This is a genomic window from Mucilaginibacter oryzae (genome assembly GCF_003148845.1).
Taxonomy (GTDB): domain Bacteria; phylum Bacteroidota; class Bacteroidia; order Sphingobacteriales; family Sphingobacteriaceae; genus Mucilaginibacter; species Mucilaginibacter oryzae.
This window is the reverse complement of record NZ_QGHA01000004.1, coordinates 126,265-148,628: the sequence shown is the minus strand read 5'-3', so window position 1 is coordinate 148,628 and position 22,364 is coordinate 126,265. Positions and strand designations below refer to the sequence as shown.

Annotated in this window: 16 protein-coding genes; 6 read left to right on the top strand and 10 right to left on the bottom strand. The window is 43.8% G+C overall.

Going from position 1 to position 22,364, the window contains the following annotated elements; all coding sequences use genetic code 11:
• Window positions 1-220: 220 nt before the first annotated feature.
• Both LX99_RS12445 and LX99_RS12440 read right to left on the bottom strand, forming a co-directional pair.
• Window positions 221-748: an adenine phosphoribosyltransferase gene (locus LX99_RS12445; RefSeq protein WP_109608178.1), complete on the bottom strand. Its 528-nt coding sequence runs from the start codon at window positions 746-748 to the stop codon at window positions 221-223.
• Window positions 745-1,611 carry a ComEA family DNA-binding protein gene (locus LX99_RS12440; protein ID WP_109608177.1) on the bottom strand — a complete coding sequence of 289 codons (867 nt, stop codon included), beginning with the start codon at window positions 1,609-1,611 and terminating at the stop codon, window positions 745-747. Before LX99_RS12440 ends, LX99_RS12445 begins: the two co-directional genes overlap by 4 nt.
• A gap of 75 nt (window positions 1,612-1,686) precedes the next feature.
• On the opposite strand from LX99_RS12440, the gene LX99_RS12435 reads away from it, so the two are divergent.
• The 3 genes from LX99_RS12435 to LX99_RS12425 all read left to right on the top strand — a co-directional run bounded on the left by LX99_RS12435 (window position 1,687) and on the right by LX99_RS12425 (window position 5,936).
• On the top strand, window positions 1,687-3,441 hold the full coding sequence (locus LX99_RS12435; RefSeq protein ID WP_022832062.1) for a lysophospholipid acyltransferase family protein: 1,755 nt from the start codon (window positions 1,687-1,689) through the stop codon (window positions 3,439-3,441).
• A gap of 159 nt (window positions 3,442-3,600) precedes the next feature.
• Complete coding sequence (locus tag LX99_RS12430; RefSeq protein ID WP_109608176.1) at window positions 3,601-5,244, top strand: sensor histidine kinase; 1,644 nt, start codon at window positions 3,601-3,603, stop codon at window positions 5,242-5,244.
• On the top strand, window positions 5,241-5,936 hold the full coding sequence (locus LX99_RS12425; protein WP_109608175.1) for a response regulator transcription factor: 696 nt from the start codon (window positions 5,241-5,243) through the stop codon (window positions 5,934-5,936). Before LX99_RS12430 ends, LX99_RS12425 begins: the two co-directional genes overlap by 4 nt.
• Before the next feature lie 92 nt (window positions 5,937-6,028).
• Here the strand turns inward: LX99_RS12425 and LX99_RS12420 are convergent, their stop codons facing one another.
• The 6 genes from LX99_RS12420 to pheT form a co-directional block, all read right to left on the bottom strand.
• Window positions 6,029-9,358, bottom strand: a complete 3,330-nt coding sequence (locus tag LX99_RS12420; RefSeq protein ID WP_109608174.1) for a TonB-dependent receptor — start codon at window positions 9,356-9,358, stop codon at window positions 6,029-6,031.
• A gap of 311 nt (window positions 9,359-9,669) precedes the next feature.
• A complete protein-coding gene (locus tag LX99_RS12415; protein ID WP_109608173.1) occupies window positions 9,670-10,218 on the bottom strand; it encodes an Mpo1-like protein in 549 nt (182 codons plus the stop codon).
• Between the two features lie 65 nt (window positions 10,219-10,283).
• The gene (gene rny, locus LX99_RS12410; RefSeq protein ID WP_109608172.1) at window positions 10,284-11,849 is read right to left on the bottom strand and encodes a ribonuclease Y; all 1,566 of its coding nucleotides are present in this window, start codon (window positions 11,847-11,849) and stop codon (window positions 10,284-10,286) included.
• A gap of 245 nt (window positions 11,850-12,094) precedes the next feature.
• Complete coding sequence (locus LX99_RS12405) at window positions 12,095-12,385, bottom strand: cell division protein ZapA (RefSeq protein WP_109608171.1); 291 nt, start codon at window positions 12,383-12,385, stop codon at window positions 12,095-12,097.
• Window positions 12,386-12,406: 21 nt separating this feature from the next.
• Window positions 12,407-12,697 carry a hypothetical protein gene (locus LX99_RS12400; protein WP_109608170.1) on the bottom strand — a complete coding sequence of 97 codons (291 nt, stop codon included), beginning with the start codon at window positions 12,695-12,697 and terminating at the stop codon, window positions 12,407-12,409.
• Between the two features lie 75 nt (window positions 12,698-12,772).
• Window positions 12,773-15,172 (bottom strand): phenylalanine--tRNA ligase subunit beta, encoded by a 2,400-nt coding sequence (gene pheT, locus LX99_RS12395; protein ID WP_109608169.1) that lies wholly within the window; start codon window positions 15,170-15,172, stop codon window positions 12,773-12,775.
• Between the two features lie 196 nt (window positions 15,173-15,368).
• Here pheT and LX99_RS12390 point away from each other — a divergent pair, with 196 nt between their 5' ends.
• The 3 genes from LX99_RS12390 (at window position 15,369) to LX99_RS12380 (ending at window position 18,923) form a co-directional block, all read left to right on the top strand.
• The gene (locus LX99_RS12390; RefSeq protein ID WP_109608168.1) at window positions 15,369-16,064 is read left to right on the top strand and encodes a hypothetical protein; all 696 of its coding nucleotides are present in this window, start codon (window positions 15,369-15,371) and stop codon (window positions 16,062-16,064) included.
• A gap of 133 nt (window positions 16,065-16,197) precedes the next feature.
• Window positions 16,198-17,577, top strand: a complete 1,380-nt coding sequence (locus LX99_RS12385; RefSeq protein WP_109608460.1) for a M16 family metallopeptidase — start codon at window positions 16,198-16,200, stop codon at window positions 17,575-17,577.
• A gap of 17 nt (window positions 17,578-17,594) precedes the next feature.
• A complete protein-coding gene (locus LX99_RS12380; protein ID WP_109608167.1) occupies window positions 17,595-18,923 on the top strand; it encodes a M16 family metallopeptidase in 1,329 nt (442 codons plus the stop codon).
• A 245-nt stretch (window positions 18,924-19,168) separates the two neighbouring features.
• Here the strand turns inward: LX99_RS12380 and LX99_RS12375 are convergent, their stop codons facing one another.
• Both LX99_RS12375 and LX99_RS12370 read right to left on the bottom strand, forming a co-directional pair.
• Complete coding sequence (locus LX99_RS12375) at window positions 19,169-20,269, bottom strand: AI-2E family transporter (protein ID WP_109608166.1); 1,101 nt, start codon at window positions 20,267-20,269, stop codon at window positions 19,169-19,171.
• A gap of 241 nt (window positions 20,270-20,510) precedes the next feature.
• Complete coding sequence (locus LX99_RS12370; RefSeq protein WP_109608165.1) at window positions 20,511-21,992, bottom strand: glycine--tRNA ligase; 1,482 nt, start codon at window positions 21,990-21,992, stop codon at window positions 20,511-20,513.
• Window positions 21,993-22,364: the final 372 nt, after the last annotated feature.

Here is a 22,364-nt window from a genome sequence, read left to right as displayed (position 1 = left end):
GTTACAAGTAACAAAATATTTAACTATTTTGAAAGTGGCAAAGGCGCTATGTGGTTAAATGTGGCGAATTAATAACTCTCGCAAAGCCTCGGTGACGCAAAGATTGTAAGTGATTTTTTTATGATGTCCCCCTTGTGCGGCTATCTATAAAAAAGTTTGCTTCTTAGCGTGTGCGTACCTAAAAATCTCCTACCAGAGCCATCGTTTATCTAAGATAATCTTAATAATCAGCCAATACCACCAGCTTATCACAAATAGGCGCTATCCGCTCCCTCCCGTTCAAAAAGCCCAGCCCTACTACAAACGAAAAGCCTGCTACCACACCGCCCATCTCCTTAATCAGTTCGCTGGCTGCAGTAACTGTACCGCCTGTAGCCAACAGGTCGTCATGTAATAATATATGCTGACCGGGTTCAAAAGCGTCGGTATGCATTTCGATAGTGGCGGTGCCGTACTCCAGCTTGTAGGCTTTTTGTTTAATGGTAAATGGCAGCTTACCCGCTTTGCGTACAGGCACAAAAGGCACACCCAATTTAGTAGCCAGGCTTAGCCCGAATAAAAAACCGCGGCTCTCTACACCGGCAACGGCATCTATGCGGATATCTTTTAGTTGCTCAACAAAGGCATCCACAATTTTTTCGCACAGGGCGGGGTTTTTCAATATCGGGGTAATATCTTTAAATACAATTCCGGGTTTCGGGAAATCCGGGATATCGCGTATGGCGGCTTTAATTTGCTCGGCTATCATTTAAAAACTAAATAAGGCTCAATTTTACGCAAAATTTGGGCATTTAGGATGGCTATATTTTCCAGATCTTTTACCGACCGGTAATTACCGTGTTCATCACGGTAGGCTATAATGGCATCCATCTGTTTATAGCTTAAATAAGGGAAGCGCTTCAGGTCATTAAACACGGCCGTATTGATGTTCACCTTAATAAGGTATCTGCCATCAACACTTACTCCATCCTCTATCTGCTTATACTTCTGTTCGTCAATACCGTAAACTTCCTTTAACTGCGCTTTGCTGTAAAACCCGCCTACCCGCTGCCGGTAACGCACAATGCGCCGGGCAAAGGCAGGCCCGATCCCGCGAATCATGGTGAGCTTTGCCGAATCGGCTGTATTCACTTCAATCACCTCGCCGGGTTTGGCTTTATTCATACGGTAGGCCGGACCATCGGGCAATTCAATATAAGGTTCAAGCCGTTTGTAGGTTTCGGCATTGATGCTGTACATTTTCTGCACATCGCCTTTGGTATAAAAACGCCCGCCTTTTTCCTGGTAGTGTTTAATAACCTGGGCCTGTTGAGGGCTAAGGCCGAGTTTTACCCACTCTGTAAGCGATAGTTTATTGGGGTTGAACCTGAAAAGTGAAGCGCGTTTAGCCACACCGGCATTTATTTCTGTATCATCAGCATTAAAACCGGCATTTCCGGGCGCTGTATTCGCCGCTTTATCAAATGCCTTAAAGTTTATTGTGTTATCTTTGTGGTTTGCCTGCTCAATGAAGGGGGCAGCTAAAACCAGAGCGATTAAAATAATCATTACCACCATTCCGTTCCATTCTTTTTTACTGACGGACAGGTAGTGTTTGATTCGCGGTATCATTATACAGGTTACGGCTGTTAAATTAAATAAAAATTTAAGATATTTATTTGTTAAAACATACTGCTTATAAACAATATGAAAGTTATAACCACCGAAGAGTTTGCCAAAGCCACCAAACTGGATAAGTTAAAGATGCCTGGCCTGGCCGCTTTATTGATGGAACTGATGAAGATAAACCAGGTTAACGACCTGTTTGCCCAGGCCCAGCCCAAGGTAGGTCCGGAGTTTGTGGACGCCATTTTAGAGGGCTGCGGTATCGACATTGAATTTGACGAGCGCGAACTGCGCAACATCCCAAAAGACGGCGCCTTTATAGCCATTGCCAACCATCCTTATGGTGGTATTGAAGGCATGGTATTGTTAAAAATACTATGCATGGCCCGGCCCGATTCAAAGCTGATGGCCAACTTCCTGTTGAAAAAGATCCCCAACCTGGCCGATTATTTTATAGCTGTAAACCCGTTTGAAAATGTGGAGCATTCATCAAGCATCAGCGGCCTTAAAAACACGTTGGAGCTTTTAAGTAATGGCACGCCAATAGGCATATTCCCCGCTGGCGAGGTATCAACCTTTAAAGTAGAACAAAAACAGGTAACCGACAGGATGTGGCACCCGGTTGTAGGCAAAATCATTGCCAAGGCTAAAGTACCGGTTGTACCTATTTATTTCCATGGCAATAATGGTTTACTGTTTAACTTCCTGAGCCTGCTCCATCCTACCCTGCGCACCGCGAAGTTGCCCTCAGAGTTATTTAATAAGCATGGCCATACCATTAAGCTACGTATAGGGAAACCCATTAATGTAACCGATATTCCTGATTATACCAACAGTACCAAGCTGCTTAACTTTTTACGTGCCCGCACCTACGCGTTGGGTACCGGTTTGGAAGAGGAAAAAAAGATTTTCAGTCCGCGCAACCTGTTTAAAATTAAACGCGAAGCCGAAGAGATCACCCCCGAAATAGACAGCGCCATTCTTGAAAAGGAAATTGAGCCGCTGCGCGAAAGTTATAAAGTATGGACCGAAAAAAACTACGAAGTATTCATCGTACCAACCTCAACCATACCCAATGTTATCCGCGAGATAGGCAGACTGCGCGAAATTACCTTCCGCGAGGTTGGGGAAGGTACCAATAAGTCGATCGATCTTGACGGGTACGACATTTACTATCATCACCTTTTTATATGGGATTTTGAGGCCAAACGCATAGTAGGCGCTTACCGTATAGGCCTGGGCGACGAGATTTTTTACAGCGTAGGCAAAAAAGGTTTTTATATTAACGAGTTGTTTAAACTTAAAACGCAGTTTACGCCGGTGCTGCGCCGCAGCCTTGAGCTGGGCCGATCATGGATCCGCAAGGAATACCAGACCAAGCCGCTGCCGCTTTTTTTACTATGGAAAGGTATTTTGAAGTTTTTGCTGGATAACCCGAGGTACCGCTACCTCATTGGCCCGGTAAGTATCAGCAACTCGTTCTCCAAATTCTCTAAATCGCTTATTGTTGATTATATCAACCGTAACCATTTTGATCATGAAATGGCGCAGTACGTTAAACCGCGCAAAAAGTTCAAGGTTAACTTTGCTAAAATTGATACCGACCTGCTGATGGCCGGCGAAGATAGTTTTAAAGGCCTGGATAACCTGATCTCGGAAGTGGAAACCCGCAATATGAAGGTACCGGTGCTGCTCCGTCAATACATCGCCCTTAACGCCAAAATCATCAGCTTTAACATCGACCCTAAATTTGCCGATTGCCTGGACGGCTTTTTGGTGCTCGACCTGGAAAATGTACCTCAGGATACTTTGGAGAAGCTGGGAAGGAATTTGTAATACTAACTTATCAGCATAAACTTATCAATGCCGTTTCATATTTTGAAGCGGCATTTTTTGTATTACCACATTAACGCCGGTTATTTAATGTTAAGCAATGTTAACAGATTGCACAGGCCGCTTATAATCAATCTAAATTTATTGTAAGCAAATAACTCAATGAAAAAGAAACTTAAAATTGTATTAGCACTGATAGCATTATCGCTAAGTGGCATTATTATTTTCCAAACCTATTGGAGTATCAACGCCTACCAGGTAAATAAAAAAACATTCGATACCAACATTGATGCAGCCATGCAACATGCGCTGGATAGCTGCAAAAAAGATTATTTCGATTCAATAAGGGTTGTATTGGTAAGGAGGCTTTCGGATACAAACGTTGTTATCAAAATTGATACGGTACGTGTTCAAATTATACACAAACAATTCTCGCCCGGCGTAATTACGCGCGTTATACCTTCAACACCCGAAAATAACGCTAATGCAACGCTCAATATCTGGATCTCAAACCGTCACTCCGAATCCAGCGATCCTATCAGCACAAGTATTCCTATTTATAATTACTACAAAAACAAAGTGGCTGAAACGGCTACCATACCACAAGTGTTAACTGAAATGGCTTTTTATAGGCCCGAAGTTGCATCATATATCATCAGCTTACTTAGCATTGGCGATATACCAACGTTTCCGCTACACCCAACGGCTTCAGGCAAACCACTGCCCTACGACTCTGTCTTTAAAAACGCTACTTTCTCGCTACCCCAAAACTATCGTGAAGCTACGGTTTTAAAAGTCAGTAAATATTACAGGGCCGAGCTAAAAAAAATGCATACTTACAGCCCGTTCAACCTGACTGTAACCGAGGGTTCAACTCAACCTAAAACGCCAACATCAAGCTACAGCGAAACCAACGAGTATGATTACAGGTATAATGCTTTCCTGCTTTTTAATCAGCATAACTTCCATCCCATATTTTTAAGGGCCGTTTTCCACCAACCGCAATACGCTGTAATAAAAGGAATGTTGCTTACGCTCACTTGTTCAATATTACTGATTGCGCTCACTATTTACTGTTTCTATTACATAATCAACACACTTAATCGGCAAAAGCGGCTTGCCGAATTGAAAGACGATTTTATAAACAATATGACGCATGAACTCAAAACGCCTATTGCCACCATGACAGTAGCTATTGAGGGCTTACAAAAGTTCAACGGATCAAATGATCCGGATAAAACACAGCGCTACCTGCAAACTTCCCGTAACGAGTTAAACCGGCTTAACGAACTGGTTACCAAAGCGCTTAACGTAGCTACTTTTGAAAACAATGAGATCATCCTGGTAAAAGAAAAGATTGAAATAGATACGCTGATCAATGAAATAATAGCGACGGAAAAGCTGAAAGCCGATAAAGAAGCCTTGATCACCTATACCAATAAAAATAATATCAGATACATTACAGCAGATCAATTGCATTTCAGGAATGTGATCACCAATCTTATTGATAATGCCATCAAATATTCAAATGAACCAGCTAATATTCAAATCATTTTGCAACAAATCGGCGATAAGCTTCAGCTATCTGTTAAAGATCAAGGCATTGGTATACCTCCGGCCCATATCAACCATATATTTGATAAGTTTCACCGCGTGCCAACCGGCAATATACATCATGTAAAAGGTACCGGACTTGGATTAAGTTACGTTAAATATATTGTAGAGGCACACAAGGGCAGTGTTACCATAAAAAGTGAAGTTAATGCCGGCACTGAGTTTATTGTTACCATACCATTAAACCAATGAATAAAATACGGGTATTATTAGCTGAAGATGAGCTGGCGTTGGCACATATAGTGCGCGAAAGCCTGGAAGAAAGCGATTTTGAGGTAACATTATGCGCTAATGGCGAACAGGCCCTGCAGAAATATCAAACCACTAAACCCGATATTTTAGCGCTCGACGTAATGATGCCCAAAATAGATGGCTTCCAGGTAGCCAAAAAAATTCGCGATACGGACAAGCTAACGCCAATAATATTTTTAACAGCCCGCTCGCAACCCAAAGATGTGGTGGCAGGTTTTGAGTACGGAGCTAATGACTATTTGAAAAAACCATTCAGCGTAGAAGAATTGATTGTACGGATAAAAGTACTGTTAAGCAACAACCGACTATTGGACCCGCCCAGGATTAAACCCGAAAATGAAAACTACCAGATAGGCAGCATTACCTTTAAACCCCTTAAAAACACAGTACAGCAAGGCATCAATACCTGGCAGCTCACCAACCGCGAAAGCGAGATCCTGAAACTGTTATGCAAAAAACAACATGAGATTATATCCCGCAAAGCGCTACTTGATGAGCTTTGGGGCGACGATAGCTTTTTTAATGCCCGGAGCCTTGACGTGTTTATCAACAAGCTACGCGGTCATTTAAAAGCCGACCCTAATGTGCAGATCATGACTATAAGAACGGTGGGCTATAAATTGGTTTGGTAATACAAACTTCCTGTTACAAAGAAAACGCCCTATCGGATACCGATGGGGCGTTTTCAGTTTGTTTAATCTTAACTATTATACTTTGTTTACAATTACCAGCTGTAACGTATACCAAACTGCATTTGCCAGCGTGAAGCGAACAAATCAACTGAGTAAGGTACACCCGGATCCACAAATGTATATTTAGGATAAGTTGTAGCAGCCTTTTCAAACGACGGGGTTCCACTCTTCACTGGTGTTAAACCAACACTTGATGTTGAATTATAGGTATTAGCTGAGAAATAATATTGTCCCCATTTCTTATTCAACAGGTTAGTCAAATTGATAACGTCGTAAGTAAACGTAATCATTTGTTTGTGTTTGTCACCAAATTTAAAGTCTTGAGTAAACCTGAAATCCAATTGGTTATTCCAAGGAGTAAATGCGGCATTACGTTGAGTAAAGTTGCCACGGCGAGATGACAAATAAGCACTCTTGTCGATAAAGGCATCAAATGCCGCAGCTTGTTGTACCGCTGTTTGGCCGCCTGCAATGTCGGAGAAGAAGTTAACTGTTTCGCCGCGTTTAGGGATGTAAGCTAAGCTAACTTGTTGACCAGTTCCGTCGATAGCATTTGGATAGAAGCCATAAGTATATGGATTACCAGATTGTGCGCTAAAGAAAAATGAAAAGTTTGCAGTATATTTTTTAGCCGCGTCCCAATCTTGTTTGAAATTCAAGTTTGATACGATACGGTGACGGATATCAAAGTTTGAATTGGCTAAGCCCGGGTTGTTTGGATTTAAAGCCTGGTTCAATTGCCAGTTTGACTCCATTGAGTTACGGATACCGTTGGTAACATCTTTTGAATGGCCAAAGGTATATGCAACTGATACATTCAGGGCGCTGGTTGGGCTAAATTGGGTATTTTTAGCTATTTGTGCCGTTAAGCTGTAACGGTAGCCTTCGCTTGTATTTGATAATAAGTAAGCGTTGGTATACAACGGGTTAATTTTACCTTTATTAAGAGCAGTGGATGTGTTATTAAAAATCGGCTGTTGTTTTTGGGTATCGTAAACGTAATAAGTTACCTGATCAAGCGTGTTTACCTGTTGGAATTTTAGGTCATGAATAACTTTGGTATAAATACCTTCGCCGGTAAATTTCCACTGATCATCAGTAGTATAATCAACAGCAAGACTGCTTCTCCAAACCTGTGGCATTTTGAAGTTATTGTCAATCATATCTACCTGGGTTGCTCCCGAAGCAGAAGTATTAACAGCAGGTAATTGTTTGTTCACGTAATTCAACTCGCCGTTTGCAGCAGTTTGTACCGGATTAGTGCCAGGTGTTTGAGCTGAAATACCAGAACTTGGTGCTTTTACATCATAAGCGCCATAGGTTCTGCCATTGTTATAAAACGCATAGCCAAACCATGCAAATGGAACACGACCGGTGAAGAAACCACTACCACCACGTAAAATAACGCTCTGATCGCCGTTTAGGTCGTAGTTAAAAGACACACGCGGGTTCCATTCAATATTACCCAAATAATTTTGTTTAATATCCTTTGGTTTAGTATAAGTATAAGTGGTGCCGTAATTAGGATCAACCGGCGCGTTAGTTGTTTTATCGCTTAATGGTTGTTTATTAGGTACACCTGCGTAATCAGCACGTAAAGCTATCGTTAATTTGAAATTATCTGTTAACTGAATTTCATCCTGTCCATACAAACTCATTAAGTTAACTTTGAACTGAGCAGAAGGATTAGCCAGGATATAATCGCGGGTATTATTGGTATAATTAAAATTGGTACGTACACGACTTGGATTATTCGCTATAAAATCTTCAATGCTGCTGTAAGCAACACGACCGTTCCATGCGTTAACGAAGTTATAAGTGATGTTATAAAACTCGTTGTGGGTACCAAAAGTAAACGTATGCTTGCCTTTAACCAAAGTTAAGTTATCAGTAAACTCGGTGGTTTTTTGGTGCATATCAAAAATAGCCGCTTCACGGTCGGTACCCATAAAAATTGTGGTACCAGGGGTACGGCCGGTAATTTCGATCTGTGGTAATGACGGATCTCTGTTAGGATCACGATAATCATGCACGTTAGAATAACCTAATACTAAACTATTGCTCAGGCTATTGCTAAACCTCGATTTCAACTCAGCAACTGTTGATGTTGAGTTGTTGTGCGAAGTGTAGTCAATACCGCTGAAACGGAAGTTTTGCTGATCGCGCTCTAAGTTAGTAGCTTTTGAGCTGATGGTATTGTTACGGATAGTTAACTGGTTATGATCATCGATATTCCAATCCAAACGGTTAAAAAATTTGTTTGAGTTAGAGAAGATGGTAGTATTTTTGTAAGTACCCGGATCAATACCATTTGGATGCGCCGCATCTGTGGTATACTTTACAAATGCGTCAATCAATTTATCACCATCCGCCTGGCTCAGGATGTTCGACGCGCCGTTGTGATCAAGACCGCGGATAACCGGATCCTGCCTGCGGGCAAGCTCTTCGTTGGTGAAGAAGAATAATTTGTTTTTAATCAACGGAAAACCTAAACGGATACCGGTTTGATAATCATGGAAATCTTTCAGTTTTGAACCATCGCCACCAGAAGCAGTTGCTGCATTGTTTGGACCAACCATGAATGAACCGCGACCGTAACCGTAAACAGCACCGCTAAAATCGTTTGTACCACTGCGGGTTACAGCGTTGATACTACCACCTAATACGTTACCGATTTTAATATCGTAAGGGGCAACATAAACCTGGATATCCTGGATAGCATCTAACGAGATAGGGCTTGTACGGGTACTGCTACCTACCTGGCCGGAAGCATTGTTCTGGCCGCCTAATGATGGGCTGAAACCAATCGCATCGTTATTGATAGCACCGTCAAGCGTTACGTTATTGTAACGGTAGTTGGTACCCTGAAACGAGTTGTTGTTGCTTTGAGGGGTGTTACGGGTTAAATCCTGTAAGCTGCGGTTGATAGATGGCGCAGTACGGATCTGGTTTTGGTTGATGCGGGTACTTGCACCTGTTTTGGTAGGACCGGCAGATGCCCTTACTTTAACTTCCTGCAGGGTAGTGGTTTCATCCTGCAATACAAAATTAAAAGTAGCGTTACCTAATTGTAAGGTAATGTCGCTGCGTTCGTCTTTTTTGTAACCTACAAAAGTGGCGGTTACAGTATACGGACCACCCGGGTTAATGTTGTTAACCGAATAACGGCCTTCGGCATTGGTTTGAGCGCCATACCTGGTACCTGTACTGGTATTAACTACCGAAACGGTTACACCCGGCAGGGCTGTACCTTTTTGGTCTGTCACTTTACCGGTGAGTACCGAGGTTGTGATCTGCGCATTTGCTATGCCCGCAACCCCGATAATCATCAGTGTTAAAATAATAAAGTAAAGCTTTTTCATTTGTGATTTTTTGATGCACAAAATTGCCCACACAATGTTAAGTTTATATTAACATCAGATTATTATATTAACAACTGCTTAATGATTTCTTTTTTACTTAACATTAGCGGGGAGAAGTCAAAACAAAACTAACTGGTTATCAATAAAATAAAAACAAACACCAAACAATAATGTTAATTTTTCGTTTACGGCGGCTTACTTTAATCACGGCAAACATGACTTTTTACTGAATAAACACGGTTGTTTATCGCCTTAAACAAACACCTTGAAAACGAACGTTTTAATAACTATTTAATACGCAAAGGGCAATATCAATTTTTGATTCTCAGTTTATTAAGTAATTGATTTAAGAGGTAGGCAGGCGCTATGATCAATGATTTGGCGTTAAGCCCGTTTTGCGGATAGTTAACCTCACGTGTATTACCTATTAACAGCGCCGATAATGAAGGGATAAACACCAACAGGCAAAGCTCCCACATGGCAGGGCCGCCGGTTTGCTGCCAGTTTACCAGTTCCATAATCGCGTAGCTAAAGCCTAATAATATAAACAGGATAAAGTAAGAGATAACAGGCGAAAGCTTCAGGTAAAAATAAATGGCGATAGCTATTACAAACGATGCCCAGTTGAAGTAACCGTTATAAATACCTAAAAAACCAAGGTGAGGGAAAGGGATAGCCCAGATTAACCCGAATAAACTGAAACCGAGCAAAGGAATGCAGAAATAATGGATAAGCTTATTTACCGGATCCTGGTGCCCGGCGGCATAATCTCTGAAATAACGATCAACCGGGCGCTCATCAATATGAACTGATGTTTTAGCCGCCGGTTTGTTTGGGGTATTGGATTTTTTTATAGCCACGGTACAAAAGTAAAAACCCTCCCGGTTATTACACCGAAAGGGTTTTATTTAATTTTCATACCTGCTTACTTGGCAAACGCCACCGAACGGGTTTCCCTGATCACGGTAACTTTAATTTGCCCGGGGTACGTCATCTCGGTTTGGATGCGGTTTGAAATATCGGCAGCCAATACTTCTGATTGCGCGTCGCTGATTTTTTCGCTTTCAACTACTACGCGCAGTTCGCGGCCGGCCTGGATAGCGAAGGTTTTTTCAACGCCCGGGTATGACAATGCCAGTTCTTCCAGTTCCTTTAAACGTTTGATGTAGCTTTCAACCACCTCGCGGCGTGCTCCAGGACGAGCGCCTGAAATAGCATCACAAGCCTGGATTATCGGCGATAGCATCGAGGTCATCTCAATCTCGTCGTGGTGGGCGCCGATGGCGTTGCAAACTTCAGGGTGCTCTTTATATTTTTCGGCCAGCTGCATACCTAAAATAGCGTGTGGCAGCTCCGGGTTATCATCAGGTACTTTACCAATATCATGCAGCAAGCCGGCACGTTTGGCCAGTTTCACGTTCAGGCCCAGTTCGGCAGCCATGGTAGCGCAGAAGTTGGCAACCTCGCGCGAGTGCTGCAACAGGTTTTGTCCATATGATGAACGGTAACGCATCCGGCCAACCATACGGATCAGTTCAGGGTGCAAACCGTGGATTCCCAGATCAATTACGGTACGCTCGCCTATCTCTACAATTTCTTCTTCAATTTGCTTTTTGGTTTTGGCAACCACCTCTTCAATACGGGCCGGGTGGATGCGTCCGTCCGTCACCAGGCGGTGCATAGCCAAACGGGCAATCTCACGCCTTACCGGGTCGAAGCCGGAAAGAATGATGGCTTCCGGGGTATCGTCAACAATAATTTCGATACCGGTTGCGGCTTCCAGCGCGCGGATGTTACGCCCTTCCCTACCAATGATGCGGCCTTTGATCTCATCATTTTCGATATTGAATATCGATACCGTGTTTTCAATAGCGCTCTCGGTAGCGGTACGCTGAATGGTTTGGATAACTATCTTTTTAGCCTCTTTGGTAGCGGTAAGTTTAGCCTCGTCCACAATATCTTTGATCTGGATCATGGCTTTGCTGCGGGCCTCTTCACGCAGCGTATCAACCAGCTGGGTTTTCGCTTCCTCGGCAGATAAGCCGGCGATGGTTTCCAGTTGCTGTACGTGCTGGTTTTTCAGGTGTTCAACCTCATCCTGCTTTTTAATAACAATTTCGGTTTGTTTTTCGAGGTTTTTGCGTGTGTTATCTAACTCGTTCTCTTTACGGTTCAGGTTTTCCAAACGCTGGTTAAGCGATTGTTCTTTTTGTTTGATACCGTTTTCACGCTGATTAAGCGTGTTGTTTTTGTTGTTTACCTCCTGCTCGTGCTCTGCTTTCATCTGCAAAAATTTCTCTTTGGCCTCAAGCAACTTATTCTTCTTCAGGATCTCGGCATTATTCTCAGCGTCTTTCAGTATCTTTTTAACTTTATTCTGCGCAGCGGCTTCCTGGTCTTTAAACAGCTTTCGCAACAGGAAGCGGCCTATCAGCACGCCAATAATGGCGCCTACCAACAGGCCGATGATAACGTATAGTAATATGTCCATTTTAGGTTTGAGTGGTGTGTTATGTATATGTATGTAAATAAAAAACCGCAGCTAACTTTTAAGTATCATGTATTTAAAACCTCATTCCGGATATTGGGGACCATGGGTTTGTTAACGTTAATGGTAACTAACGCATGCCTCTTGATCCGCTTAATATTGAAGCGTTAAGTTTTTAATAGTGAAACCTAAAATTTAACTGCGGTTAAATCTTATCGTGCTCTTATAAATTATGTAAAGAACGTTTATTACTTCGAAAAAAATTCGTTCAGCAAATGATCTAAATGATAAACTTTTTCTGTTACCTCAGTATCTTCTACAGTAACTTTTTTCTCGGCCTTTAATGATGATGTTGCATAATGCAACACGCACATTGAAAGTAAATCCTGCTTATCCCTAACCGAGTAATTCTCCTGATATTCCTTTATCCGGTCGTTGATCAGCTTCGCCGCCCTGCGTATTATTTCTTCTTCTTCCATGTTCACCTTTAAGGGGTAAACACGGTCAGCAATATTTATTTTTATGGAGATTTCTCCCATTTGAGCTTTTCACTTTTTGCGTTATTTTTTCAATAACACAATACACTTATCTATTTCCTGCACAAAATCGTTAATTTTTTGTTTAATGTCAACAGTTTTTTCATTTGTTTCTGAAAAAGCCTTGGCAACTTTAACAACTTTAAGCTTTTCTTCCAGTTCTTTTGTCTTGGCCTTACTGGCGTTCAGCGCCACCGTAAGGGCCTCGCTTTCCAGTTTTAAAAGGTCGTTTTCTTCCTGCAAAGCAGCGCACAACTCAATCAGGCGCTCGGTTTTATCTACAATTTTATTTAACTGCTCTGCTAACGAAGGCATTTTTTCAATTACTGAATTATTGATTTAATGAATTACTGAATTCTAAATCCGAAATCGAACATCCGAAATCCGAAATTACTTCCTGATCTCTGCTCCCGCTTCTTTTCCTAAATTATAAATTAATTTCTGCATAATAGAATCGATAGCCTTATCGGTTAAGGTTTTCTCTATATCCTGGATAATAAAGCTTAGCGCGTACGATTTTTTGCCGGCCGGCAGCTTATCGCCCTGGTATACGTCAAATACGTCAACCGCTTTCAGCAGTTTGCGCTCGGTACGTAAAGCTATCTGTTTCAACTGGCCAAATGATACGCTTTGATCTACCAGCATGGAAAGGTCGCGTCTTACGGCCGGGAATTTGGAAATTTCCTGGAACACGATCTTGTTTTTACGAATGGCGTTCAACACCAGGTCGAAATTAAAATCGGCATAAAACACCTCTTTATCCACATCGGCCTTTTTTAACGATGCGGCAGCTACGGCACCAAATTTTACCAATTGCTTACCATTAAGCATGTATTGAATGCCAAACGACATTTTTTTGCAGGTGGCATCCTCAACCGTAAAGTTGCTGATATTTAAACGCTGTAAAATACCGTCAACAACAGCCTTAATGTTGTAAAATGTTACCGGCTTAACCTTTTGGTTCCAGTGTTCGGCAGTATTGGCGCCGGTTATGAAAATACTGAAACGCTGGGTTTCGATGTATTTTTCATTTTCCAGTTTGTAAACCTTACCAAACTCATAAAATTTTAAATCGGCGGCACGGCGGTTCTGGTTGTAAGCGATGGCTTCCAAACCCGAATACAGCAACGTTTGGCGCATCACATCCAGATCGCTGCTTAAAGGGTTAAGGATTTTAACAGCCGTATCCAGGTTATCCGAATAAGCCGATTTGGTAAGCGAGTTAGCCAGTATTTCATTAAACCCATTGGCGCTTAACAAATCAGAAAGCTGGTTTTGAACGGTATCTTTCTCCGGGCGGATGGAGTTATTTAACGAAGCCCTGATCTGTGTCGGGATTTCGATGTTGTTGTAGCCGTAAATACGCAGGATCTCTTCCACCACATCCACATCGCGGGTTACATCCACGCGGTATGGCGGCACTTGTAACGATAATGAATCCGCAGTTTCATTCACTATCTTTATATCAAGCGCGGTGATGATACTTTTAATGGTATCATTGCCGATAGCTTTACCAATCAGTTTATCAATGGTATGGTAAGTGATCTCCACGTTAAACGGAGCAACCGGAGCAGGGTAATGATCAGAAATTTCTGATGATACCACACCACCTGCAACTTCCTGAATTAACAAGGCCGCACGTTTAAGCGCAAACACTGTCATGTCCGGATCGGTACCGCGTTCAAACCTGAACGAGGCATCCGTTTTTAATCCATGTCTTTTTGAAGTTTTCCGTACCGATACGGCGTTGAAATAAGCGCTCTCGAGGAAGATATTTTTAGTTGATTCCTTTACGCCCGATTTTGCGCCGCCAAATACCCCGGCAATACACATCGGCTCTGCTGTATTACCGATCATCAGGTCATCGGCAGAAAGTTTGCGGTCAACCTCATCCAGCGTTTTGAATACAGTTCCTTCGGCATAGTTTTTTACAATCACTTTGCCGCCGGTTATTTCATCGGCATCAAAAGCATGCAAGGGCTGACCAAGTTCGTGCAGTACGTAATTGGTAACATCCACAATGTTATTGATAGAACGGATACCGATAACCGCCAAACGCTCCTTTAACCATTTTGGTGATTCCTTAACTTCAACCCCGCTGATGGTTAAGCCCGAATAACGCGGCGCGGCAGCCTCGTTTTCAACAACAACCGGGATAGTTAAACCGGTATTATCAACTTTGAACGCGCTTACATCAGGTTTTTTAATCGCGATTTTTAAGAAAGCCGCAATATCCCTTGCTGTACCTAAATGCGAAGCCGCATCGGCACGGTTAGGGGTTAGCCCTATCTCGTACATGTAATCATCGTTCAGCTTAAAGTATTCTTTGGCTGGGGTACCAACAGGGGCATCGGCCGGTAAAACCATAATCCCTTCGTGGCTGGTGCCTAAACCTATCTCGTCTTCAGCGCAGATCATCCCGTGCGATTCCTCGCCCCTGATCTTTGATTTTTTGATAGCGAACGGCTCACCGGCTGTTGGATAAACGGTTGAACCAACAACAGCAACCACCACTTTTTGTCCGGCCGCAACGTTGGCAGCGCCGCAAACAATCTGCAGGTCTTCCGGTGCGCCTACATCAACTTTGGTAACATGCAGGTGATCGGAATTGGCGTGGTCAACGCATTCTTTTATGTAACCAATTACCAGGCCTTCCAGGCCGCCGGGGATGGGCTGTACCTTTTCCAGGCTCTCCACCTCCAAACCTGTACCGGTAAGGATAACCGAAATTTCCTGGGGCGTTTTATCAGTATCAATAAATTCTTTAAGCCAGTTATACGATATCTTCATTATTCTGAAATGATAATCGGCAAAGATATAAAGATTTCGGATGTCGGATTGGTTGATTTAGGATTTCGGATGCTCGATTCGGGTTTTATTTTTGATTTTGGACGATTGGCGTGCTCCGGTTTAACCTGTATGTCAAAATCAAGGTAATCACAACTCAGCGGCATCAAAATCCAAATCAACGGTTTACCTTTGCACCATGATCAAGAATATCATTCCCTGCTTTATAATAGTATTACTTGCCCTGGGCTGTTCAAAAAAAGTACCTCTATATACCATATCCCGCGTAACCAAAACAGATACAGCCACCAAATTAACCGTTAACATAACGGGCAGGCTTAAATGGGCCGAGCTGCTTGGCATCACCTCTAAAATAAAAGCCGACAGCGCCCAACTGCCCAACCTGCAACTATATTTTATGCTGCCGGGCCATAATGATAAAAGTACTGGCACCAATAATTTTTACGCCATTGCCCGGTACCCAAAAACCAGCCAGGTTACCATGCAGGATACCACGAAGGATGCCGACGGCAATACGGTGCGCCTGAGCATCCTGGGCCTCTCTGCCGAAAAAGCTAAACACCTGTTAAGCCTTAACCCTGACGACCTGAACGGTAAAAACATCATAGGCCGCTTTATTGATGATAATAACCATACCCTGATTGTGCCTTTTACAGATATTGCCGATGGTAAAAAGGAAACTTATATTATTGAACTGGATACCCTCGGCAACGTAGTATCGCGCACTATCCCGCTTGTTGATAAGCGCGATGGGGTTGAAAAGCTGCATGTAACCCAACGGGGCGATTACATCACCATAAAAGACAGCGTGCTTACCCAATACTCGGTAGATGACCTGGGTTTGCCTTATAACAGCATCAAGGCCGGGATCTGATTACCGGGTGGCGTAATGTGCAAAAATCACCATTGACTTATTTTTGCGTTAAAAATTTAAGGTCTTAGCCGGTAAATCATTTATTGTTTAAAATTATACCGATATATTTATAATGTTTAAAACATTTATAAATATGAACCGAAATTTTATCAAAACCTTTGCGTTCACCATTGTTGCGGCTTTCAGTGCCTTTGTGGCCACCGCGCAGGTGAGGCTGCCCGAGGGCTATTTCCTGAAAACACTTCCCAACGGATTGCGGGTGCTGGTTATTGAAAATGCCAAAGTGCCTTTAACCACTATCGAGATTGCTGTAAAAAATGGCGCCTACACCGAAGGGCCCGAATACAGCGGCTTATCGCACCTTTTTGAGCACATGTTTTTTAAAGCCAACAAGGTATATCCCGACCAGGAAAAGTTTCTGAAACGCACCCAGGAACTGGGGGCCATCTGGAACGGCACCACCGGCAACGAACGCGTTAATTACTTCTTTACTTTCGATAGGGACAGCCTTAAAGCGGGCCTTAACTTTATGAACGCCGCCATCCGTTTCCCTATATACCGCGAGGAAGACATGAAAAAGGAACGCCCTGTGGTTGACGGCGAGTTTCAGCGCGCCGAGAGCGATCCGGGTTTCCAGCTTTGGTATGCCATGCAGCAAAAACTTTGGGGCGACCTCATCACCCGCAAAAACCCTATCGGTATCCACGAAGTGATCAACACGGCTACGCCCGAAAAAATGATGATCATTAAGGATAAGTACTATTTCCCTAACAACAGTTTGCTAACCATTTGCGGCGATGTGAAGCATGATAACGCCTTCGCCCTTGCCGAAAGCATTTTTGGCGACTGGGCAAACAGCGGTTTCGATCCGCAAACCAAATTCCCGATTCCGCCTTTTAAACCTTTGGCTAAAACCGAGTATTTTGTTAAGGAAGCCACCATTGCCCAAACCCCTTATATGGATTTTACCTGGCAGGGCCCTTCGTACCCTACAGATTCTGCCGCTACCGTTGCAGCCGACGTGTTCTCGACCATCGTAGGTTTAAACTCGTCAAAACTGCAGCAGGCTTTGGTTGATAAAGGTTTGGCCAGCGGCGTTTACGTTAGCTATAATACCAGCCGTTATGTTGGCCCGGTAGATGTTTTTGTAGTGCCCAACCCCAACAAGCTGAAAGAGTGCTATGCCGAAGTAATGAACCAGATAGGCCAATGGGCTAAGGACGATTATTTTACTGATGAGCAAATGGCTACCGCTAAAGCCATACTGCACCGTAACGATATCAAAGCCAAAGAAAAACCATCATCATTACCAAGCCAGATCAGCTACCAGTGGTGCAGTACATCGTTTAATTACTACACCGATCTGGATAGCAATTACCAGAAGGTTACCCGTGCCGATATCAAACGGTACCTGAACACCTATGTAATTGGTAAACCTTATGTTGCAGGTATGATCATTGCGCCCGAGTTAAATAAAACAGTGAACGCGGCTTCATTTTTTGCAGCCAAATAACCTAACCATTAACCATCATGAAAAAATATATAATTGCCCTGCTGGTTGCAGCGGCTATAACCGATACCGCAAGTGCGCAAAACAAGGCCTACGAAACCACGGTTGATGGCGTTAAGGTAATAGTGCAGCCCAGCGGAAACGAGATTGTTGAGGTGCAAACCATCATTAAAGGCGGCGTACAAAACTACCCGGCTACCAAGGCTGGTATTGAATCATTAGCCATGAGCGCACTTACCGAGTGCGGCACCCTTAAGCACGATAAAAACAGCTTTAAAGATGAACTGGATAAAGTAAGCGCCACCGTTTACGGCAGCAGCAACAAAAACTATTCGGTAGTGAGGATGAACTGTATTAAAGGCGATTTTGATGTGGTTTGGCCTTTATATGCCGAAGCGATAACACAACCAAAATTTGATGAAAAGGAGTTTGCCCGCATTAAACAGGATGCCATCAACAACCTGAAACAGGAAGATTCGCAGCCGGATAACGCCATTGATAAGTATGCTGATAAAATTGCTTTTGCAGGCACCAACTATGCCAAAGACCCAAGCGGAACAGTGCCCATCATCACCGCGTTAACCGCCGCCGAAACCAAGGCTTACTATCAATCTATCCTCACCAAATCGCGCATGGTGATTGTGGTTGTTGCCGATCTGGACCAGGCTACCATCGAGGCGAAGGTAAAAGCCATGCTGGCCGGTGTTAAGCAAGGCGCACCGTTCAGCTTTAAAAAGTCTACTTTCAGCGCGCAGAAAAACAGCATTAATGTTGAAAAGCGCGACCTGGCTACCAATTATGTGGAAGGTATTGCCAGCGGCCCTGCCGCGGGTACGCCCGATTTTAACGCTTTTAACGTAGCTATGCGCATTTTCAGCAACATGCACTTTTTAGAGGTTCGTACCAACAATGGTTTATCATACGCGCCGCAGGCCTGGTTTAGCGCAGGGCAAACATCAACCGCCCGTTTCTCGGTTTCAACCACCCAGCCCGATAAGTACATCGCCGTGTTTGATAAACTGGTTGACCGTATTAAACGCGAAGGCTTTAAGCCCGAAGATGTAGCCGATATGAAGATCACCTACCTTACCGGCTTCTATTACAAAAACGAAACCAACAGCGCCCAGGCATCGGCCTTAGCCGCAAACGAGGTACTGCATGATAACTGGAAACGTTCAATAACCCTGGTTGATGATGTTAAAAAATTAACCGTTGATGATGTAAGCAACGCCTTCCGCAAGTACATCAACAACATTGTATGGGTTTACCAGGGCGACCCCACCAAGGTAAACCAGATCTTATACATCAACGGCACCCTGAAAGGCGGCGAAAGCCCGGTGAACCACTAAATTTTTAGGGTAAAGGTTAAAGGCGAAAGGTAAAAGGTAGCACAGCCATGCTGATCCTTTTGCTTTTCGCCTTTTGTTTTTCTACGTTTCGCCTTTAACCTTTTGCCTTTCACCTAAATTTTTAGGGTAAAGGTTAAAGGCGAAAGGTGAAAGGTAGCGCAGCCATGCTGATCTTTTTGCTTTTCGCCTTTTGTTTTTCTACCTTTCACCTTTCGCCTTTCACCTTTCGCCTTTCGCCTTTCACCTCAATCCGGCAGCACCGCCTTGTTGCGGTTTTTGGTCCAGCCGGGGCCCTTGCGGCGGGTGGGTACGGTATCGCCAAGCAGTTTTCCCCAGGGTTTGAGGTCTTCTATCCTGTCGAAAATAATTTTCAATACTGCTATGAACGGGATGGAAAGGAACATGCCCGATAAACCCCAGAGCATATTACCCAATAGCACCACCACAATAGATACCAGCGCGTTGATCTGCACTTTTGATGATACGATTCGCGGCACCAGGATGTTGTTATCAATAAACTGGATAACAATATAAGCGATGATGACGCCTAACTGCGTGCTATAACCGTCTTTAGTTACCGTAGCCATTAAAACAGGTAATGCTATGGCTATAATGCCGCCAATATAAGGCAGCAGGTTAAGGATAGCGCCGATCACGCCGATCAGGATACCGTATTTAACGCCTAACAGCATCAAAGCTGCCGAGTTCATGATGGCTACGATCAGCATTTCAATCAACAAGCCCTGGATATAGCTTTGTATGGCTGCTTTGGTTTCTTTCAATACCTCGGCTACCTTTTTGGAGTTCTCCTCCGAAAATACCTCGAACAGAAAATTGAGGATCAGGGTTTTATAAAACAAAATCAGGAATACGTATACCGGCAGCACAAACAGCAACCCAAAGGTGCTTAACACGTTGCCCAACGTACGGCCAAGCAGCGCCTGGCTGTTATCCATGGCATCCTTAATCATCTGGTCCTGCTTTTGAATGGGATAGTTGAGGGTTGTGGCTACCCATTGTTTCAGGGTAACAAACAGTTCGCCAAACTTCTTTTTAAGCATCGGCAGCGAATCGCCAAACTGAATGATCTGGGTTGATAAAAAATAGAACAAGCCCGCAAGCAGGATAGCCCCAAGCAGCATCGCCAGGCAAATGGATAACACCTGCGGCACTTTACGCTGCTGCAGCCAGTTGCTTACCGGGTTAAGCAATATGGCAATAAAGGCGGCAAAAGCCAGGGGAATCATTACATCTGCCAGTTGGGCAAAAACATAAACCAATAAAATCAGCCCGAAAAGTACAACGGTACTTTTAAGGTAAAAAGGGTATTCTTTAACAGGAGGCATGTGAGCAGGATTTAATACGCAAGGAACAAGATAGCGAATTGTTTTATTGAGGAGGATTTTGTGCGAGGATTGGTGTACGTCCGTCCGGTTGGGGAACCGGAGTGGTTGGAGACGAGGGAGGACAAGCATAAAAACGTCATTGCGAGGTACGAAGCAATCGCGAACTTTACAGGGCGTACCTGCTTCCGGGCGATTGCTTCGTACCTCGCAATGACGTGGTGTAGAATGACTTAATATCTTATTAACTCAACACATTCCTCCAGCTTACCAGATCGCCGATGATTTTATCCAGCTGATCGGCGGCTACGCGCTCCTGAGCCATGCTGTCGCGGTGGCGGATGGTTACGGTATTATCTTCCAATGTCTGGTGATCTACCGTAATGCAGAACGGTGTACCGATAGCATCCTGGCGGCGGTAACGTTTACCGATGGCGTCTTTTTCTTCGTACTGGATATTGAAATCAATTTTCAGTTTATCCATAATCTCGCGGGCTTTTTCGGGCAAACCATCCTTTTTGGTTAGCGGGAAAATAGCGGCTTTAACCGGGGCAAGGCATGGGTGCAGGCGTAATACAGTGCGACTGTCTTGCTTTTCGTCGGTGCTCAGGTCTTCCTCTTCGTATGCATTGATCATGGTAAGGAGGAACATCCTATCCAAACCAATCGACGTTTCAATTACATAAGGCACGTAGTTACCGTATGGCTTACCAGTTTCAGGATCAACCTCCGGATCAAAGTACTGCATTTTTTTGCCCGAAAACTTTTCGTGCTGGCTCAGATCGAAGTTAGTACGGCTGTGGATCCCTTCAACCTCTTTAAAGCCGAACGGAAACTCAAACTCAATATCATAAGCCGCATCAGCGTAGTGGGCCAGTTTGGTATGCTCGTGGTAGCGGTATTTAGCCTCGTTGGTACCCAGGGCAAGGTGCCATTTTAAACGGGCTTCTTTCCATTTATCAAACCACTCTTTTTGTGTGCCGGGGCGAACGAAGAATTGCATCTCCATTTGTTCAAACTCGCGCATGCGGATAATGAACTGGCGGGCAATCACTTCGTTACGGAAAGCCTTACCAATTTGCGCTATACCGAAGGGGATTTTCATCCTGCCCGATTTTTGCACGTTCAGGTAGTTTACAAAGATCCCCTGCGCGGTTTCGGGGCGCAGGTAAATGGTATCGGCATCATCAGCCACGGCGCCCATCTGGGTGCTGAACATCAGGTTAAACTGGCGTACTTCGGTCCAGTTGCGGGTACCGCTTACAGGGCAGGCAATTTCATGCTCGATGATCAGGTCGCGCAGGCGCGGCAGGTCTTCGGCTTTCAGGGCCTCGTCCATGTCGTGCTGTAACTGCTCGGCTTTATCTGTTTTGCCTTCGCTATCGTATTTGGCTATTTTATCTTCCAGTAGCTGATCGGCACGGTAGCGCTTTTTTGAATCTTTATTATCAATCATCGGGTCGCTGAAGCCATCAACGTGACCGCTCGCTTTCCAGATTTTGGGGTGCATAAATATGGCCGAATCGATACCTACAATGTTTTCATTCATTTGCACCATGGCTTTCCACCAGTAGGTTTTGATGTTATTTTTAAGCTCGGCACCGTTCTGGCCGTAATCATAAACTGCACTTAAACCATCATATATCTCGCTGGAAGGAAACACAAAGCCATATTCTTTGGCATGTGAAATAACATTTTTAAAAAGTTCGTCGGTTGATTTGCTCATAATAGCTGCAAAGATACAATTTAGGCACAAAGCAAAAAGCAAAAGGCAAAAAGCCTTGAAATACAGTTACGCCACCTGTATGGTGATGTTTTGTACGTCCGTCCGTCGGGAGGAGTCCATTCTTAAATATAAGCCATGCGACACTTCTAACTAATACCTGTCCACATTGCTTTTTTAGGGTTGGGCACAGTGTGACGGACGGACGACAGCCTTTTGTAAATATATTCTTTATTTATAAAGAAATTTCTTTATATTTGTATAGCCAAACTTCAATATCAGTTTAGCACCCGTCCACCTTTGGCTGCTACAGTAGTGACTCCATGTTACGGACGGACGTACAAAACAAGCTCTACGGCTTATCTCCACATTTTC

What these genes read in the sequence shown, in the direction of transcription:
- LX99_RS12445 (WP_109608178.1), bottom strand. Translation starts at nt 748, where the DNA reads ATGATAGCCGAGCAAATTAAAGCCGCCATACGCGATATCCCGGATTTC.
- LX99_RS12440 (WP_109608177.1), bottom strand. Translation starts at nt 1,611, where the DNA reads ATGATACCGCGAATCAAACACTACCTGTCCGTCAGTAAAAAAGAATGG.
- LX99_RS12435 (WP_022832062.1), top strand. Translation starts at nt 1,687, where the DNA reads ATGAAAGTTATAACCACCGAAGAGTTTGCCAAAGCCACCAAACTGGAT.
- LX99_RS12430 (WP_109608176.1), top strand. Translation starts at nt 3,601, where the DNA reads ATGAAAAAGAAACTTAAAATTGTATTAGCACTGATAGCATTATCGCTA.
- LX99_RS12425 (WP_109608175.1), top strand. Translation starts at nt 5,241, where the DNA reads ATGAATAAAATACGGGTATTATTAGCTGAAGATGAGCTGGCGTTGGCA.
- LX99_RS12420 (WP_109608174.1), bottom strand. Translation starts at nt 9,358, where the DNA reads ATGAAAAAGCTTTACTTTATTATTTTAACACTGATGATTATCGGGGTT.
- rny (WP_109608172.1), bottom strand. Translation starts at nt 11,849, where the DNA reads ATGGACATATTACTATACGTTATCATCGGCCTGTTGGTAGGCGCCATT.
- LX99_RS12405 (WP_109608171.1), bottom strand. Translation starts at nt 12,385, where the DNA reads ATGGGAGAAATCTCCATAAAAATAAATATTGCTGACCGTGTTTACCCC.
- LX99_RS12400 (WP_109608170.1), bottom strand. Translation starts at nt 12,697, where the DNA reads ATGCCTTCGTTAGCAGAGCAGTTAAATAAAATTGTAGATAAAACCGAG.
- pheT (WP_109608169.1), bottom strand. Translation starts at nt 15,172, where the DNA reads ATGAAGATATCGTATAACTGGCTTAAAGAATTTATTGATACTGATAAA.
- LX99_RS12390 (WP_109608168.1), top strand. Translation starts at nt 15,369, where the DNA reads ATGATCAAGAATATCATTCCCTGCTTTATAATAGTATTACTTGCCCTG.
- LX99_RS12385 (WP_109608460.1), top strand. Translation starts at nt 16,198, where the DNA reads ATGAACCGAAATTTTATCAAAACCTTTGCGTTCACCATTGTTGCGGCT.
- LX99_RS12380 (WP_109608167.1), top strand. Translation starts at nt 17,595, where the DNA reads ATGAAAAAATATATAATTGCCCTGCTGGTTGCAGCGGCTATAACCGAT.
- LX99_RS12375 (WP_109608166.1), bottom strand. Translation starts at nt 20,269, where the DNA reads ATGCCTCCTGTTAAAGAATACCCTTTTTACCTTAAAAGTACCGTTGTA.
- LX99_RS12370 (WP_109608165.1), bottom strand. Translation starts at nt 21,992, where the DNA reads ATGAGCAAATCAACCGACGAACTTTTTAAAAATGTTATTTCACATGCC.